The sequence below is a fragment of the Winogradskya consettensis genome (assembly GCF_018332715.1).
Lineage (GTDB): Bacteria > Actinomycetota > Actinomycetes > Mycobacteriales > Micromonosporaceae > Actinoplanes > Actinoplanes consettensis.
Genome location: NZ_BOQP01000052.1, coordinates 197280 through 212679 on the forward strand (window position 1 = coordinate 197280; position 15400 = coordinate 212679).

Consider the following 15400-nt stretch of genomic DNA (forward strand, 5'->3'; position numbering starts at 1 on the left):
AGCGGATCAGGCTTTGCTGCGGATCCACGCCACGCAGGCCTTGTCGACCGTGCTGAACGGTTTGCCGAAGGCTTCGCGGGAGGCCGGGTCGAGGTCCTTGTCCTCGCGCAGATACAGCCGCACGAACGTGAACAGCGCCTGCTGGCCGTATTTCTTCGCCATGCAGTCGGCGGCGAAGTGGCCGAGGCCGTAGAAGGCGTCGCTCTCCTCGACGCTGGCATTGTCCTTCAGGGCGTTCACGGCGATTGATTTCGGGCGTTTGCTGCCGTGCACCGCCTTGCTCACCGAATAACGTCGCCAGCTGGCCGTGGCGGGCTGGGGATACCAGCCGATGTATTCGGCGATGCCTTCCTTGAGCCACATGTCGCCGGCTGTCCAGGACGTCCGCTCAGCAGCGCCGAGGGTGACCACGTGGCCGAGCTCGTGCCGGACAGTCGTTTCGAGCAGGCGGGTGTCGGACTTCAGCTCGGGCATGTTGAGCACGACGTCCATGCCGGCCTCGTTGAGCGGGATGGCGTAGCCGATGACCCATTTGTCGTCCATGCCGCCGTACCACTGGGTCCATTGTTTGGCCCCGGCCAGGTAGATCCGGTAGCGCTTCTGCGGGTTGCCCACCATGCCGGCGAAACGGTCGTTGACCACCGCGGCGGCCTCGGCGATCGGGAGCAGCTTCTTGAAGTACTTCTTCTCGCTGGGCAACGCGACGAGGGTGACGCGCTTGCCCTTGGAAAAGACGAGGTCTCCGCTCTCCCAGGGGGTCGGGAGTGCGTCGTCCTCGCTCTTGGTCGGCGCCGAGGACGAGATCACCCACTGCCCGCCGACCGGTTTGAGCTTGAGTTTCGCGGCGATTGTCGGCTTGGCGTCGACGTCGGCCGGGCAGACGTTGTCGGTGAAGCAGTAGCTGATCGTCGCGTCCAGGTCGACGCCCTTGGCCGTGTCGGCGCCGTCTGGGTCGCGGAAGGCCCGGTAGTCGAACGCGGTCACGCCGAGGGAACGCAGCGACCGGAACATCGTCTTGTAGCGGGCGCGCAGCTTTGCCTGCCCCGGGTCGACCGCCGCCAGCCAGGCTTTCTCGTCGTTGCGGATCAGGGCGGCGGCCTGTGTCTTCAGCGCCGCGGTCGCGGACTCGAGCGTCGTCGGCGGCCGGGTCCTGGTGGGTGCGGCGGCTTCCGCGGGCGCCGCGAAGGAATCCCGGTTGGCCACGAAAACCGCGCCGCCGGCCACCGCCAGCGCCGCGATCAGCGCGACGATGCCACCGATCAGCAGGCCACGGCGGCGCCTGGGCGCCGGGGGCAACGGCAACGGGACCGCACCCGGCACAAGGGCAAGCGGCGGCATCTCATGCAACTCAACAGGCCCCCGCACCTCGACAAAATCCGAGACAGGCGCAGGCCCAGCCACAAAGTCCGAGACAGGCGCAGGCGCAGGCGCAGGCGCAGCCACAAAACCTGGGACCGGCGCAGGCGTCTCTATGGAGTCAGAAACAGGAGCGGGCCCGGAGGAGAAGATGGGCGCCGCGACAAAAGGCGCACGCTGCTGAGGAACAGGGTTGGTGACGTCGTCGCCATCGCGCACGGATGCTCCTCGAAACGTGAATCCCTTTGCGCGACGATCCTCCCACGAACCCGACCGGTCAGGCTGCCCCCGCCCAGATCCCTGTGGACAGAAAATCGCTGATCATGGCTGCGGGGGCAGCCAGCTCCAGCCCCTGCGCGGCCACCCAGTCGTCCGAGTAGTACGTGTCCGCGTACCGTTCGCCGCCGTCGCAGATCAGCGTCACCACCGAGCCGCGCACCCCCTGCGCGCGCATCTCCGAGATCAGTCCGAAAGCTCCCCACAGGTTGGTCCCGGTGGAGCCCCCGACACGGCGTCCCAGCACCGCCGAGCCCGCGCGCATGGCCGCCAGGGACCCCGCATCCGGCACCTGCACCATCCGGTCGACCACCGCAGGCTGGAAGGACGGTTCGACCCGGGGCCGGCCGATCCCTTCGATGCGGGAGCCGCGACCGGTCGAGAGATTCCAATCCTGATTCTGGTACGCCGGCCAGAACGCGGACCCCTCCGGATCGACAACGCACAGTCTCGTGTCGAACCGGCGGTACCGCGCGTAACGCCCGATGGTGGCGCTGGTGCCGCCCGTGCCCGCGCCGACCACGACCCACGCCGGTATCGGGTGCCGTTCGAGGCTCAGCTGCGCGTAGATCGACTCGGCGATGTTGTTGTTTCCCCGCCAGTCGGTGGCGCGTTCGGCGTACGTGAATTGGTCCATGAAATGCCCGCGTAGTTCGGCGGCCAGGGTGCGGGCCGTCGCCACAACGGTGGTGGAGTCGTCGACCAGGTGACATTTGCCGCCCTGGAATTCGATGAGCGAGATCTTCTCCGGCGACGTGGAAGCGGGCATGACGGCGATGAATTCGCAGCCGAGCATCCGGGCGAAGTACGCCTCACTGACGGCGGTGGAGCCCGATGATGCCTCGACGATCGGGGTGTCGGGGCCGATCCAGCCGTTGCAGAGCGCGTACAGAAAAAGGGAGCGGGCCAACCGGTGTTTGAGCGACCCGGTCGGGTGTGAGGATTCGTCCTTCAGATAGAGGTCGACGCCCCAGGAGGGTGGCAGCGGGAACGGCAGCAGATGGGTGTCCGCGGAACGGTTGGCGTCAGCCTCCACGAGGGAGATGGCGTTGCGTTCCCAGTCGCGGTCGACCGGTTTCACGCGACCTCACGACCCGGTTGGGGCCTGTTCTCCCATTTTGTGGAAAGCGCGATCGCGGTGCGGGTCGAAGCGACGCCCGGTGTCCGGTTGATACGCACGATCAGCTGCTCCAATTCCGCGATGGTGCCGACCCGCACGGTGAGCTGGTACGACTCCACTCCCGCCATGAAATGACAGGATTCGATCTCGGGCATGACGCGCAGCGCGGCGAGAACGTCGTCGGTGTCGGCACCGGAGTCCTCGATGATGCCGATCAGCGCGGTGACGCCGAGCCCGATCGTCTCCGGCTCCACTTCGGCGCGGTAGGCCCGGATGGTTCCGGCGGTTTCCAGCTTGCCGACCCGTTCGTGCACGGCCGGCGCGGAGAGGCCCACTTGCCGGGCGAGCTCCGCGTAGGACGAGCGGGCGTTGTCCCGCAACAGGTCGATCAGGCGCAGGTCGATGGCGTCCATGGCTTGAAAGGTTAGTGGGCGGCCCCGAGGACCCGTCCGGGTGGTTCACGCCCAGTAGCGATCGGCAACCACCCGGCCCGGCAAGGATAATGGTCAACGTCGCAATCGGGGCTTTTTCCGCATTTCAGCGACTTGCTGTTTTGGCCGATGCTCTAATGGCTTTACGTCCCGATCGAGCAAGCCGACACTCACCGTGACCACCGGCGCTCCAACACGACGCGAGGAGAGGGCCGTGGACACAGGAGATCGACTGCTGACGCCTGGGGAGGTTGCCGCGCTGTTCCGGGTGGACCCCAAGACCGTCACGCGTTGGGCGGCCGCGGGCCGCATCGGCAGCATCCGCACTCCGGGTGGCCACCGCCGGTTCCGTGAGTCGGAGGTGCGAGCCCTGCTCGAGGGTGAGGGTGCCGCCGTCGTCGAGGAGATGCGCGAGGACGACGCCAACAACCGGCCTCGTAACGCGGGTCCGACCAACCCGGGCACCAGTTACGGTCCACCCAACGGGCTGCGCTGAGCATTCAGTTCTCCGCGCCAGCGCGCGGAGAGGCTGTGCGGCACTTCGAGGGCGTCGAGCACTTTCCCCGCCACGAAATCGATCAGCTGCTGAGCGGTGGCCTCGGCCCCGGCGCCGTAGAAGCCGGGCGAGGCCGGTAGCACCACCGCCCCGGCGTCATGCAGGGCGATCAGGTGCTCCAGGTGGCTCCGGGTCACGGGCGTCTCCCGCGGCACGACCACCGTGCGGCGGCGCTCCTTGAGGTTGACCTCGGCAGCGCGTTGCAGCAGATCCTTCGAGAGCCCGATGGCGATGCCCGCACACGATGCCGTGCTCGCGGGCACCACTGCCATGCCTTTGGCGGGGTACGAGCCACTGCTCGGCCCGGCTGCGAGGTCGTTGGCCGGCCAGTAGGTCAGATCCGCGGATCCGAGGTCACGGCCGAGCCAGGCGCCGACGTCGTCCTTCCAGTGCGCGTCCCGCACGCTGGCACCCGTCTCGTCGAGCAGGGTGAGCCGGGCCGCCTTGGAGATGACAAGGTCCACGGACTCGCCGGCGTCCAGGAGCGCGCCCAGCACGGCCTTGGCATAAGGCGTACCGGAAGCTCCTGACACACCGACGATCCATGGCGTACGCATGCCCTAAAGCATGCCCCAGGTTTGTCAGCCGATGGCCGACGTGGCGTCGAACCAGGTGGCCGAGTCCTCGACGTTGGCGAAGGTCACATTGTTCAGGACCTTGCGCAGCTCGTCGTCGGACACGAAACCGCCGCCGCTGGCCTCGATGAAGTACTTGCCGTCATCGGTGTAGCGGTAGCAGATGCTGTCCTGCGGGCAGTACGGCGTCTTGCCGGGAGCCTCGTACTTCTGCTCCCACGCCGGGTAGACGGTGAACGAGAGCACCGGGAGCTGCTGGTCGCCGACGGCGTACGGGTCGATGACGGTGTCGGTCAGGTTCTTGTACGGGAAGTCGCCCTTCAGCAGCCGCACGTACGACTTGCCCACCATCGGAGCGGTGAGCCCGTCGTCGGTGCGACCGGCGGCCGACAGCGTGTAGCCCTCGGGCACGTAGCCGAGCTTGAAGTTGACCTTCGTGGGCTCCGTCGGGCCGGCGTTCAGGCCCGCACCGAGCTTGGCCAGGTCGGCCGCGGTGACCTTCGCGGCGCCGGAGACGGAAATGACGGCCCAGGAGTCGTCGGCGTACTCCCAGGACAGGGTGGTCTCGGAGTAGGACGCACCCTTCTTCGGGTCCGTACCCTCCTTCTCGCCGGCCACGAAGTAACCGGAGTGCGAGCCGACGCTCTGCGCGGTGCCCTTCTCGGCGACCTTCGGGTCGAAGGCGTCCTTCGCATAGGTGACCAGGCTGCCGAGCTGGTTGGGCGAGGAGTGCGACTTGCCCTTGAGGTCGATCGTCTTGGTGCCCTCGCCCGCGCCGAGGACGCTGGCGACCTGGTAGCCGGGGGTCACCAGGACAGTGTCCGAGACGGTCAGCTTGCCGACCTTGTAGCTCTCGATGTTCCCGGTGAAGGCATCCGCCGGGTAGGCGAAGGCCTTGGGCGCGGCAGGCTTACCAGCGGTGACGGGCGCGGCGGCGGGCGCGGGGGAGCCCTTTTCGTTGCTGGGCAGCAGTTGCGGGATCGCTGCGACCCCGGCCACGGCGAGTACCACGGCGGCGGAGCCCGACACCGCCCAGAGCGCGCGACGCTGCCGCTGCCGCTTCTGCCCGGCGGCCAGCGCGTCCTCAACCGTGTAGCGAGGGGCCGGCGCATCCGACTTCGCGTCCTGCAACATGTCAGACAGCTCGTGCTTCACGATGGTTCTCCTTGTTGACGAAGACCTCGGCACCGAGGACGTTGCGCAGGGCCTCGAGGCCGCGCGAGGTGTAGCTCTTGATGGTTCCTTCGGGGCAGCCCAGGGCCTCGGCGGTCTCCTGGACGCTGAGCCCCTCGAGGTAGCGCAGGGTCAGCACGGCACGCAGGCGCGCCGGCACCTTCTGCAGGGCTGCCCGGATCCGCAGCCGCTCGTCGACCGAGCTGGTGGCGTCGACGGGATGAGCCCGGTCGGGCATGGCGTCGCTCTGCGCGTGCTCACGCCGCCACCAGGGACGCCGGGTCTCATCGATGGCAGCGCGCACCACGGCCGTACGCGCGTAGGCGCCCGGATTGTCGATGCGCCGCCACTTCACATACAGCTTGGCCAGCACCGTGAGGACCGCGTCCTCGGCTGCCTGCCAGTCACCGCACGTGAGGTAGGCAAGCCCGCGCAGCGGCTCCATCTGCGCGGTGACGAAGTTTCTGAACTCCGTATCTCTGTCGCTCACAGCAACTAGACGGAGCAAGTGGTGCCGGGGGTTACAACAAACTCAGGTCGAGGAGCGCGAAGACGAAGAGCGCGATGCCGACGAAGCCGTTCGCGGTGAAAAATGCCCGGTTGACCTTCGACAGGTCGTTCGGCGTGACGACGATGTGCTGGTAGACGAAGGCGGCGGCGGTGAGCGCCAGACCGATCCACCAGAGCCAGCTCAGGCCGACGAGCTGGCCGAACCACACGAACAGCGCGAACGTCACCACGTGGGTGACCGTGGAGATGTGCAGGGCGGTGCGGACCCCGAACCGGGCCGGAGTGGAGTGCACGCCGATCTTCCGGTCGATGTCGACGTCCTGGCAGGCGTAGATGATGTCGAAGCCGCCGATCCAGAGGCCGACCGCGACACCGAGCAGCCACGCGGGGCCCGAGCCTGCGAACGTGCCGGTGATCGCCAGCCAGGCACCGACCGGCGCCACGGCCTGCGCCAGCGCCAGCACGTAGTGCGGGAAGTTGGTGAAGCGCTTCGCGTAGGGGTAGACGATCAGCGGGATCACGGCGAGCGGCGACAGCACCAGACAGAGCCAGTTGAGCAGGCCCGCGGCGAGGAACAGCACCACCAGGGAGACCACGGCGCCGGTCCAGGCCGTCCGCACGCTCACGGCCCCGGTGACCAGCTCACGATTGCGCGTACGCGGATTCTGCGCATCGATCTTGCGGTCGAGGATCCGGTTGGCGGCCATGGCGAACGTGCGCCCGGAGACCATCGCGATCGTGACCAGCAGCAGATCGAGCCAGTGCACCCCGGTCGCCGCGCGGTCCATCGCGACCAGCGCGGAAAGATAGGCGAACGGCAGGGCGAAGACCGAGTGCTCGATCGCGACGAGCCGCAGGAAAGCCTTGATCTTGCCGGGTTTCTCGGGCGCGGAGGCCACCGCCGTCATATGCCGTATTCCTTCCAGCGCTTGTCCACCAGGGCGGTCACCTCGGGCGACATGGTCATCTCCTCCGGCCACCCGCGTGAATACCCTTCACCGGGCAGCTTACGGGTGGCGTCGAGCCCCGCCTTACCGCCCCAGAACTGCTGGTAGGAAGCGTGATCCAGGTGGTCGACCGGCCCCTGGGTGACCATGAGGTCGCGGTCGTAGTCGACGTTGCCGAAGGCCCGGAACGCGACCTCGTTGTAGTCGTGGACGTCGCAGTCCTCGTCGACCACCACGATCAGCTTGGAGAGCGACATCAGGTGCGCGCCCCAGATCGCGTTCATGACCTTCTGGGCGTGCTTGGGGTAGCGCTTGCGGATCGACACGATCACGCAGTTGTGGAAGACACCGGCGGCGGGCATGTCGTAGTCGGCGATGTCCGGGATCATCATGCGCAGCAGCGGCAGGAAGATCCGCTCGGTGGCCTTGCCCAGGCCGTGGTCCTCCTGCGGCGGCTTCGACGTGACGATCGAGTGGTAGATCGGCTTCTTGCGCATGGTCATGCACTCGATGTGCAGCACCGGGAAGGGCTCGACCGGGGTGTAGAAGCCGGTGTGGTCGCCGAACGGCCCCTCGGGCGCCCGCTCCCCCGGCTCCAGGTAACCCTCCAGCACGATCTGCGCCTCGGCGGGGACCTGCAGCGGCACGGTCAGGCAGTCGACCATCTCGACCCGCTCGCCGCGCAGGAAGCCGGCGAAAAGGTATTCGTCGATGTCACCGGGCAGCGGGGCGCTGGCCGAGTAGGTGACCACCGGGTCACAGCCGATCGCGATGGCCACGGGCAGCCGCTGCCCGAGCCGCTCGGCGACCGCGTGGTGCGCGGTGGAATCCTTGTGGATCTGCCAGTGCATGCCCAGCGTGTTCTTCGAGTGCTGCTGCAGCCGGTAGAGGCCGAGGTTGCGCTTACCGGTCTCGGGGTGCTTGGTGTGGGTCAGCCCGAAGTTGTGGAAGATGCCGCCGTCGCCGGGCCACACCTGCAATCCGGGCAGCAGGTCGAGGTCGACCTCGTCACCCTTGAGCACGACCTCCTGGCAGGGCGCGCCCTTGACCTTCTTCGGCGGCAGCGACTTGAGCTGCAGGACCTTGCCGAGGCCCTCGCGGATCCCGGACCAGCCGACCGGCAGCTCCGGTTTGATCAGCGAGCCGATCCGGTCGCCGACGTCGTCGAGCGAGTCGACGCCGAGCGCCATCGCCATCCGCTTCTCGGTGCCGAAAAGGTTGATGACCAGCGGCATGTCGCCACGGGTGGGACGCTCGAAGAGCAGGGCGGGGCCGCCGGCCCGGACCGTGCGCGTCACGATCTCGCTGATCTCCAGCGTGGGATCCACCGGCACCTTCACCCGGCGCAGCTCGCCGGCCGCTTCCAGGGCCGAGATGAAGCTCTGCAGATCGTGAAACGGAGCAGCCATGTCCCCCAGTCTTCCACTCGCACGCGCCGCGGGACCGTCAGGCGGGGTAGACGTACGTCGCACTTCCAGCCGTCACCCGAAGATCGCTTTGCCCGTTGAGCCAAGGGTTCGGTTTCGAAAGCCACGGGAGGGCGAGGTGGACGACGTGAAGTTCCGTTCTCTGGCACGGTGGTGCGCCCTCACAGGCCTCGTCGCGGCCCTGGGAGTGGCGGTCCCGGCGACGGCCGCCCCCGGGAAGCTGCCGACGTGCAAGACCGGCTCCGCGTCGACCAAGGCGCCGACCAGCGCGCCCAGCACCAAGGCACCGAAGGCGTGCCGGGCCACTCCGCCGCGGGTCGAGCTCGGGCGGATGAGCCGGGCGGCGGGGGCGAGGACAACGGCGGGTTACCACCACCTCGGTGCGGGCACGGCCGGCGTCTGGCGCGGGGTCTACGGCCGGATGCAGGTCGTCAACGGCGCCGTCCGGCCCGGCACGTACGACTTCCTGGCCAGCCGCTTCCTCGTCAAGCGCGACCTCGGCGGCGGCAAGCTCGCCTGGCTGGAGGCCGGCTGGGCGGAGACGGGCTGGTCCGGCAAGGGCCGCCAGCGCATCTACACGTTCAACACGAACACGAACACCTGGCAGTTCTACGACCAGTACAAGCTGAAGTCGGGCAGCCGAGTCTGGATCGATGTGCACACCGACGGCGACAACGTCTGGCAGGCCTGGCTCTGGTGGAACGACAGCTGGAACCTGCTGACCACCCAGAAGCTGCCGATCGGCTCCAGCGCGTACGTCGAGCAGTACGTCGAGGTGCACGTCGACGAGGACAACCCGGTCAGCCTGCGGGTCCCCCGGGCCGAGGTGGACAACGTGAAGCTCCGCGACCCGGGCGACGGCGACATCCGCTACTGGCGCAGCGACGTGGCCACGGTGACCGGCGGCAACACCCAGCGCTCCAGCGAATACTGCCTGGACTGGGTGAACCAGTTCGACACCTGGAGCGTCGAGGGCTGCAACCCCTGACCCCCGGTCAGCCGCCCGCGTTGGCGTAGGAGTGCAGGCCCGAGAAGAACAGGTTGACGCCGAAGAGGTTCATCAGCATCGTCGCGAAGCCCAGGATCGCGATCCAGGTGGCGACGGTGCGCTTGACGCTCGGGGTCGCGCGGGCGTGCAGGTAGCTCGCGTAGACGATCCAGGAGATGAACGCCCAGACCTCCTTGGGGTCCCAGCCCCAGTAACGGCCCCAGGACGCCTCGGCCCAGATCGGACCGGCGATCAGCGCGCCAAACGTGAAGAGCGGGAACGCGAAGGCGTGCAGCCGGAAGGTCAGCCGCTCGAGCAGCGCGGCCTCGGGGACCTTGGCGCCGAGCGAGTAGGGGAAGCGGCGCTTGCCCTCGTCGTAACCGGCCCGGACCAGGAACATCGCGGCCGGCACGGCACCGATGAGGAAGATGCCGCTGGCCAGGATGATGGTCGAGACGTGGATGATGAACCAGTACGAGTTGAGCGCGGGCACGAGCGGCCCGACCGGTGCGTACGCGATGAGCCCGTCGGCGCCGAGCAGCATGACCAGCGCGAGCGCCGCGAAGAGCCCGAGGTGGCGCAGCTCCGGCTTGCGGGTCAGCACACCGAGCCACACAGCCGAGCCGACCAGCGTGACGGTCAGCGTGAACTCGTACATGTTGCCCCAGGGCATGCGGTCCGCCGCGATGCCGCGGGTGACCACCGTGCCGAGGTGCAGCGCGAACGCCAGCCAGTTGAACCCGACCGCGATCCGTCCGAGCAGGACGCCACGGTCGCGCACAGCGGGGGCCGGGGCCTCTTCAACTTCAACATCATCGGCCGAAGGAGGCACCGGAGCCCCGGAACCCACCAGCTGCCGGGCCGGCCGCTGGGCCGCACGACCGATGTGGCTCTTGTTGCCGAACGCATACTCGGCGGCGTAAAGGACCATCGCTGCCAGGTAGGACAGCACCGTGACGGCCATCAACTGATTGGACAACTCCGCCATCAGGGCGTCCCTCCATCCGGACCGCGAGCGGCCCCCACGATCTGGCCGAACTCCTCAGCGAAGCCCGGGTAGTCGGTGCGGGGCAGGCCGCCGGCCTCCATCAAACTACCGGACCCGTCCCGTGGCGAAATCCGGAACCACAACCTGCGGCGATGCCCGCCCAGCGACAGCATCAGGCCGAGCAGCCCGACGACCGCGCCGGCCAGCACCAGCGTCGCGGTGGGGTCGTAGCGGACGGCAAGCGTCGCGAACGGGCGGGTGGCCAGGAACTCGACCTTGGTGCCGTCGTCGAGCGTCCATGACTGGCCCGGCGTCAGGCGCTGCGGACGGTCGCCGCTGACCTTCTTGAGCTCGCCGTTGGCGATCTGGCCCTGGTCGAGCGAGTAGACCGAGCCGGGGTTGCCGACCTCGACGCCCAGGTCACCGCGGTAGGCGGTGAGGAAGAGGGCGGGGTTGTTCTCCGCCGGGAAGACCGAGGTGGCGCCGCCCGCCGGGTCGACCGTCGGCACGAACACGCCTTCGAAGCCGACCTGCAGGTTGACATCGCGCTTGTTCGTCTTCGGGTCGATGTTGACGTCCGGGAACGAGCCGACACCCGAGCTGGTGAACAGCCCGTCGGTGGGGAGGAACGGCACGACCTTGGTCTGCTGCGCGCCGAAGCGGTCGGTGTAACGCAGCTCGACCGCGTAGCCGTGACCGAGCAGATGCACGTTGGCCTGCGACAACCGCAGCGGATTGTTGACCGTGAAGTGCCGGGCCTTCCACGGGCCGTCCTGCTTCGTCTGCACCTCGACGTCGGCGTCGAAGCTCTTCGGCTGGCCGGTGGTCTGGTACGCCGCCTGGAAGTCGGTCAGCCGCAGGCAGAAGAACGGCAGATCAGCGGCGTCGACGCGGGGGCCGAGCGAGGACTCGTCGTACTGCGTGACCGAGTTGCAGAAACCCTGGTCGTTGCCCTCGACGAGGATGCGGTTGCCGTGCCAGCCGTACCAGTGCCCGAATCCGACCCCGACCAGCACCGTGAGCAGCGCGAAGTGGAAGAACAGGTTGCCGGTCTCCTTGAGGTAGCCCTTCTCGGCGGAGACCGTCCAGCTGCCGTCGCCCTGCTCGCGGACCCTGGTCCGGAACCGCCGTTTGCGCAGTTCAGAAGCCGCGGCTTGCGCCGCTTCGGCCGGGTCGTCGGCCCGCTCCTCGACGACCGCATGCTGTGGCAGCCGCTCGAGCCGCTTAGGAGCATCCGGGGGTACGGTACGGAGCGCGCGGAAATGGTCACGCAGCCGCGGCACCACGCAACCCACCAGCGACGTGAACAGCAGCAGATAGATCGCGGCGAACCACGGCGACGCGTAGACAGCGAAGCCACCGATCTGTTCCAGTTTCGGGGCCAGATCGGGGTGCTGGGTGTAGTAGGCCGTGACCTTCTCCGGCGAGACCGCCCGCTGGGGCAGCACCGAGCCGGGGATCGCGGCGACGGCGAGCAGGAACAGCAACACCAGCGCCGTACGCATGCTCGTCAGCTGGCGCCAGGAATTGCGCAGCAGGCTCCAGGCGAAGTTGGGCTTGCGCGGCGGCGGTGGCGCGGCGGGCACGGGGCGCTCCTCGACAACGGTCACAGCAGGGTCCCCGCGTCGAAGTTGAACGTCGTGAGCAGCCAGATCAGGAAGCTGTTCCAGCCGCCGGTGACCAGCGCGACGCCGACCAGGATGAGCAGCCCCCCGCCGACGCGGGTGACCCAGCGGCTGTTGCGCCGGATCGCCTTGAAGACCCCGAGCAGCCGGCGGAAGAAGAGCCCGAACAGCACGAACGGGATCCCGAGCCCGAGGCTGTAGGCCAGCGCGAGCACCACCGCACGCCCGGTCGACCCCTCGCGCGTGGCCAGCGTCAGGACCGCGCCGAGGGTCGGGCCGGTGCACGGCATCCAGGACAACGCGAAGAGCGCACCCAGGACCGGCGCCCCGGCCAGCCCGACGCTGGGCAGTTTGGCGATCCGGAACTCGCGCTGCATGCCGGGGACCACGCCGAGGTACGCCAGGCCCAGCACGATGACGATCACGCCGAGCACGATGTCGAGGGCCCGCTTGTGGGTCAGCATCGTCGTGCCGATCCCGGCCACCAGCGTCGCGATGAGCGTGAACACCACCGCGAAGCCGAGCACGAACAGGCTCGTACCGGCGAGAATCCTGCTCTTGGTCCTGGTGCGCTCCAGGACGGCGACACCACCACCGGTGTCGGGGGCCTTGTCGTCCAGGTCGGAGCCGGCCAGCCCGGTCACGTACGACAGGTAGCCGGGCATCAGCGGCAGCACGCAGGGCGAGAGAAAGCTGACCAGCCCGGCGGCCGCGGAGACGAGGATCGCGAGCAGCAGCGGACCGCTGAAAGCGACGTCGTGGAAGGTCTCACCCATCAGCCGGTCCCCTCGGCGGCGATCCGCTCGACGACCGGCTTCAGCTGGGCGATCGTGGTGGACTTGCGGATCGCGGCGGCGATCCGGCCCTGCCGGTCCAGGATCAGCGTGGCCGGGGTGCTGACCTGGGTCACGTCGAACTTCAGCGCGACGTTGCCGTTGGGGTCATAGATGCTCGGGTACGTGACCCGGCCCTTCTCGAACGCCTTCGCCGAATCCCGGTCGTCGCGCGAGTTGACCCCGATGAACGTGACGTTCTGCGCCTTGGTGGCCTGATAGGTCTGCTCGAGGTCGTCCGCCTCGGCCCGGCACGGGTTGCACCACGAACCCCAGAAGTTGACCACGACAACCTTGCCCCGGTCGGTGGCGACGTCGTACGTGCCGCCGTCGAGCAGCTCCCCGGTCACCTCGCGGGCCTGGGGGCGCTGCTCGGGCGTGCACTCGATGACGCCGTCCTTGCTGGTCGTGCAGTCCTTCTCCCAGCTCTTGCTGCCACAACCGGTCAACGCACCGGCCGCGACAGCGGCGGTGACCAGGACTGCGGCGAGCCGGCGCACGGTCATGCTGAGCAGGCCTTCGGCATGCCGTCGCGGCCCTCGCTGCGCTCGGTGCACTCCGTCATGCCCCCTTGGCCGTCCGAGCACCCGGCGACATGGCCACCAATGCTGCGGCAGGCTCGGAGTAGTCCACTCCGACGATCTTGGCGCCTTCGAAGCGGAACGAGGTGAGGCTCGCGAGCCCGCACTGACGCTTGCGGGGGTCGTGCCAGAGCCGCTTCTTCTCGACGTAGCGGCGCAGCGTCCAGATCGGCAGCTGGTGCGAGACGCAGACCGCTTCGTGGCCCTCGGCGGCGACCCGCGCGGCCTGCAGCGCGGCGAACATCCGCTGGGCGATGACCAGGTAGGGCTCACCCCAGCTCGGGGTGATCGGGTCGCGCAGCACCCACCAGTTACGCGGGTTGCCGAACGCGCCGTCGCCGACCGCCACCCGTTTGCCCTCGAAGAAGTTGGCGCTCTCGATCAGCCGCACGTCCGTCGCCGTCTCCAGCTCGAACTGCGCGGCGAACGGCTCGGCCGTCTCCTGCGCGCGCTCCAGCGGGCTGGCCACCACGTGCGTGACGTCGCGGCCGGCGAGCGAGTCCGAGGCGGCCACGGCCATCTGGCGGCCGAGTTCCGAGAGGTGGAAGTCGGGCAGGCGGCCGTACAGAATCTTGCTCGGGTTGAACACCTCGCCGTGCCGCAGCACATGCACCGTGGTCTTTGTCGGCTCTTCGCTCATGCTTTTGCCTTACTCCCCGCAGCAGCCGCCGCCCGAGCCGCGAAGGGCAGGGCGGCACCGATCGTCTCCATGGCGGCGTCGTCCAGCGCCGTCGACACGAACCACGACTCGAAAGCGCTCGGCGGAAGATATACGCCCCGGCTGAGCATTTCGTGGAAGAACGCTTTGAACGCCCCGGCGTCCTGGGTCTTCGCGGAGTCGTAGTCCACGACGTCGACCTCGGTGAAGAAGATCGAGAACATGTTGCCGGCGAAGGACAGCCGGTGCGCGACGCCCGCGGTCGTCAGCTCGGCGGACGCGAGCGCGCCGATGGTCGCCGACAGCTCGTCGAGACGCTTGTAGGCGGCATCGTCGGCGAGGCGCAGGCTGGCCAGCCCGGCGGCGCAGGCGAGCGGGTTACCGGAGAGCGTGCCGGCCTGGTAGACCGGACCGGCCGGGGCCAGGCGGGACATGATCTCCGTGCGGCCGCCGAAGGCCGCGGCGGGCAGGCCACCACCCATGACCTTGCCGTACGTGAACAGGTCGGCGTCGACCGGCTCGAGACCCGCCCAGCCGCCCGCGGACACCCGGAAACCGGTCATGACCTCGTCGACGATGAGCAGGGCGCCGTTGGCGTGCGCTACCTCGGCGAGACGCTGGTTGAAGCCCTCGCGCGGTGCGACGACGCCCATGTTCCCGGCGGCGGCCTCGGTGATGATCGCGGCGATGTCGTCCTGCTCCGCGAAGACCCGCTCGACCGCACCAATGTCGTTGTAGGGCACCACGATGGTCTCGCTGGCCGCCGCGCCGGTGACGCCGGGCGAATCAGGCAGCCCCAGCGTGGCGACCCCGGAGCCCGCCGAGGCGAGCAGCGCGTCGACGTGACCGTGGTAGCAGCCGGCGAACTTCACGATCTTGGAGCGGCCGGTGAAGCCCCGGGCCAGCCGGATCGCGGTCATGGTCGCCTCGGTGCCCGAATTGACCAGGCGGACCTGCTCGACGGGGGTCCGCCGGACGATCTCCTCGGCCAGGTCGACCTCGCCCGCGGTGGGCGTACCGAAACTGGTCCCGCGAGCCGCCGCGGCCTGGACCGCGGCGATGATCTCGGGGTGTGCCTGGCCGTGGATCATCGGCCCCCAGGAGCAGACCAGGTCGACATAACGCCGCCCGTCGGCGTCCAGGAGCCATGCTCCGGAGCCCTCGGTCATGAACCGGGGCGTGCCGCCCACGGCATGGAAGGCACGCACGGGTGAATTGACCCCGCCGGGAATGATGACCTTGGCGCGGTCGAACAGTGCCTGGGAAACCGGAGCATCCTGCGGATAAGGCGTGCCCTCGGTGCGGTATGAGGTGGTCACAGCGCCTCTCATTCTGTCAGCGCCGGTACGGGCGCGT

The 15400-nt window shown here is 68.5% G+C and carries 16 protein-coding genes; 2 read left to right on the top strand and 14 right to left on the bottom strand.

All coding sequences use genetic code 11. The features are described from left to right. Positions 1 to 6 precede the first annotated feature (6 nt). From Aco04nite_RS41990 to Aco04nite_RS42000, 3 genes are all read right to left on the bottom strand, one after another. A complete protein-coding gene (locus Aco04nite_RS41990; protein WP_213002744.1) occupies positions 7 to 1338 on the bottom strand; it encodes a gluzincin family metallopeptidase in 1332 nt (443 codons plus the stop codon). A 295-nt stretch (positions 1339 to 1633) separates the two neighbouring features. After that, positions 1634 to 2713, bottom strand: coding sequence for an L-cysteine desulfhydrase Cds1 (gene cds1 / locus Aco04nite_RS41995; protein WP_213002745.1), 1080 nt, complete (start codon positions 2711 to 2713; stop codon positions 1634 to 1636). Then, positions 2710 to 3165 (bottom strand): Lrp/AsnC family transcriptional regulator, encoded by a 456-nt coding sequence (locus tag Aco04nite_RS42000; RefSeq protein ID WP_203836808.1) that lies wholly within the window; start codon positions 3163 to 3165, stop codon positions 2710 to 2712. Before Aco04nite_RS42000 ends, cds1 begins: the two co-directional genes overlap by 4 nt. 232 nt (positions 3166 to 3397) lie before the next feature. On the opposite strand from Aco04nite_RS42000, the gene Aco04nite_RS42005 reads away from it, so the two are divergent. After that, on the top strand, positions 3398 to 3679 hold the full coding sequence (locus tag Aco04nite_RS42005) for a BldC family transcriptional regulator (RefSeq protein ID WP_213002746.1): 282 nt from the start codon (positions 3398 to 3400) through the stop codon (positions 3677 to 3679). On the opposite strand, the gene Aco04nite_RS42010 is transcribed toward Aco04nite_RS42005, so the two are convergent. From Aco04nite_RS42010 to Aco04nite_RS42030, 5 genes are read right to left on the bottom strand one after another with little or no spacing between them, the layout of a single operon-like run. Then, positions 3652 to 4296 carry a UbiX family flavin prenyltransferase gene (locus Aco04nite_RS42010; protein WP_213002747.1) on the bottom strand — a complete coding sequence of 215 codons (645 nt, stop codon included), beginning with the start codon at positions 4294 to 4296 and terminating at the stop codon, positions 3652 to 3654. The genes Aco04nite_RS42005 and Aco04nite_RS42010 overlap by 28 nt on opposite strands. A gap of 24 nt (positions 4297 to 4320) precedes the next feature. Continuing rightward, positions 4321 to 5469 carry a hypothetical protein gene (locus tag Aco04nite_RS42015; RefSeq protein ID WP_213002748.1) on the bottom strand — a complete coding sequence of 383 codons (1149 nt, stop codon included), beginning with the start codon at positions 5467 to 5469 and terminating at the stop codon, positions 4321 to 4323. Next, the gene (locus tag Aco04nite_RS42020) at positions 5450 to 5977 is read right to left on the bottom strand and encodes a SigE family RNA polymerase sigma factor (RefSeq protein ID WP_213002749.1); all 528 of its coding nucleotides are present in this window, start codon (positions 5975 to 5977) and stop codon (positions 5450 to 5452) included. The genes Aco04nite_RS42015 and Aco04nite_RS42020 overlap by 20 nt, the downstream gene beginning before the upstream one ends. A gap of 31 nt (positions 5978 to 6008) precedes the next feature. Continuing rightward, on the bottom strand, positions 6009 to 6905 hold the full coding sequence (gene mqnP, locus Aco04nite_RS42025; RefSeq protein ID WP_213002750.1) for a menaquinone biosynthesis prenyltransferase MqnP: 897 nt from the start codon (positions 6903 to 6905) through the stop codon (positions 6009 to 6011). Then, on the bottom strand, positions 6902 to 8353 hold the full coding sequence (locus Aco04nite_RS42030; RefSeq protein WP_213002751.1) for a menaquinone biosynthesis decarboxylase: 1452 nt from the start codon (positions 8351 to 8353) through the stop codon (positions 6902 to 6904). The genes mqnP and Aco04nite_RS42030 overlap by 4 nt, the downstream gene beginning before the upstream one ends. Positions 8354 to 8498: 145 nt before the next feature. On the opposite strand from Aco04nite_RS42030, the gene Aco04nite_RS42035 reads away from it, so the two are divergent. After that, positions 8499 to 9359 (top strand): hypothetical protein, encoded by an 861-nt coding sequence (locus tag Aco04nite_RS42035; protein WP_244876688.1) that lies wholly within the window; start codon positions 8499 to 8501, stop codon positions 9357 to 9359. A gap of 7 nt (positions 9360 to 9366) precedes the next feature. Here the strand turns inward: Aco04nite_RS42035 and ccsB are convergent, their stop codons facing one another. Genes ccsB through hemL form a run of 6 tightly spaced genes read right to left on the bottom strand, consistent with a single transcriptional unit; the run spans position 9367 to position 15375 of the window. Beyond that, positions 9367 to 10347 (bottom strand): c-type cytochrome biogenesis protein CcsB, encoded by a 981-nt coding sequence (ccsB, locus tag Aco04nite_RS42040; RefSeq protein ID WP_213002752.1) that lies wholly within the window; start codon positions 10345 to 10347, stop codon positions 9367 to 9369. Then, complete coding sequence (gene resB / locus Aco04nite_RS42045; protein ID WP_213002753.1) at positions 10347 to 11957, bottom strand: cytochrome c biogenesis protein ResB; 1611 nt, start codon at positions 11955 to 11957, stop codon at positions 10347 to 10349. The genes ccsB and resB overlap by 1 nt, the downstream gene beginning before the upstream one ends. Then, complete coding sequence (locus tag Aco04nite_RS42050; protein ID WP_213002754.1) at positions 11954 to 12748, bottom strand: cytochrome c biogenesis CcdA family protein; 795 nt, start codon at positions 12746 to 12748, stop codon at positions 11954 to 11956. The genes resB and Aco04nite_RS42050 overlap by 4 nt, the downstream gene beginning before the upstream one ends. Beyond that, a complete protein-coding gene (locus Aco04nite_RS42055) occupies positions 12748 to 13311 on the bottom strand; it encodes a TlpA family protein disulfide reductase (RefSeq protein ID WP_213002755.1) in 564 nt (187 codons plus the stop codon). The genes Aco04nite_RS42050 and Aco04nite_RS42055 overlap by 1 nt, the downstream gene beginning before the upstream one ends. Positions 13312 to 13366: 55 nt before the next feature. Then, complete coding sequence (locus Aco04nite_RS42060; protein WP_213002756.1) at positions 13367 to 14026, bottom strand: histidine phosphatase family protein; 660 nt, start codon at positions 14024 to 14026, stop codon at positions 13367 to 13369. Next, positions 14023 to 15375 (bottom strand): glutamate-1-semialdehyde 2,1-aminomutase, encoded by a 1353-nt coding sequence (gene hemL / locus Aco04nite_RS42065; RefSeq protein WP_213002757.1) that lies wholly within the window; start codon positions 15373 to 15375, stop codon positions 14023 to 14025. Before hemL ends, Aco04nite_RS42060 begins: the two co-directional genes overlap by 4 nt. Positions 15376 to 15400 lie beyond the last annotated feature (25 nt).

Coding starts and splice junctions, on each gene's coding strand:
- ccsB (WP_213002752.1), bottom strand. CDS start 10,347: ATGGCGGAGTTGTCCAATCAGTTGATGGCCGTCACGGTGCTGTCCTAC.
- Aco04nite_RS42060 (WP_213002756.1), bottom strand. CDS start 14,026: ATGAGCGAAGAGCCGACAAAGACCACGGTGCATGTGCTGCGGCACGGC.
- Aco04nite_RS42030 (WP_213002751.1), bottom strand. CDS start 8,353: ATGGCTGCTCCGTTTCACGATCTGCAGAGCTTCATCTCGGCCCTGGAA.
- Aco04nite_RS42055 (WP_213002755.1), bottom strand. CDS start 13,311: ATGACCGTGCGCCGGCTCGCCGCAGTCCTGGTCACCGCCGCTGTCGCG.
- Aco04nite_RS42010 (WP_213002747.1), bottom strand. CDS start 4,296: ATGCGTACGCCATGGATCGTCGGTGTGTCAGGAGCTTCCGGTACGCCT.
- Aco04nite_RS42000 (WP_203836808.1), bottom strand. CDS start 3,165: ATGGACGCCATCGACCTGCGCCTGATCGACCTGTTGCGGGACAACGCC.
- hemL (WP_213002757.1), bottom strand. CDS start 15,375: ATGAGAGGCGCTGTGACCACCTCATACCGCACCGAGGGCACGCCTTAT.
- mqnP (WP_213002750.1), bottom strand. CDS start 6,905: ATGACGGCGGTGGCCTCCGCGCCCGAGAAACCCGGCAAGATCAAGGCT.
- Aco04nite_RS41990 (WP_213002744.1), bottom strand. CDS start 1,338: ATGCCGCCGCTTGCCCTTGTGCCGGGTGCGGTCCCGTTGCCGTTGCCC.
- Aco04nite_RS42050 (WP_213002754.1), bottom strand. CDS start 12,748: ATGGGTGAGACCTTCCACGACGTCGCTTTCAGCGGTCCGCTGCTGCTC.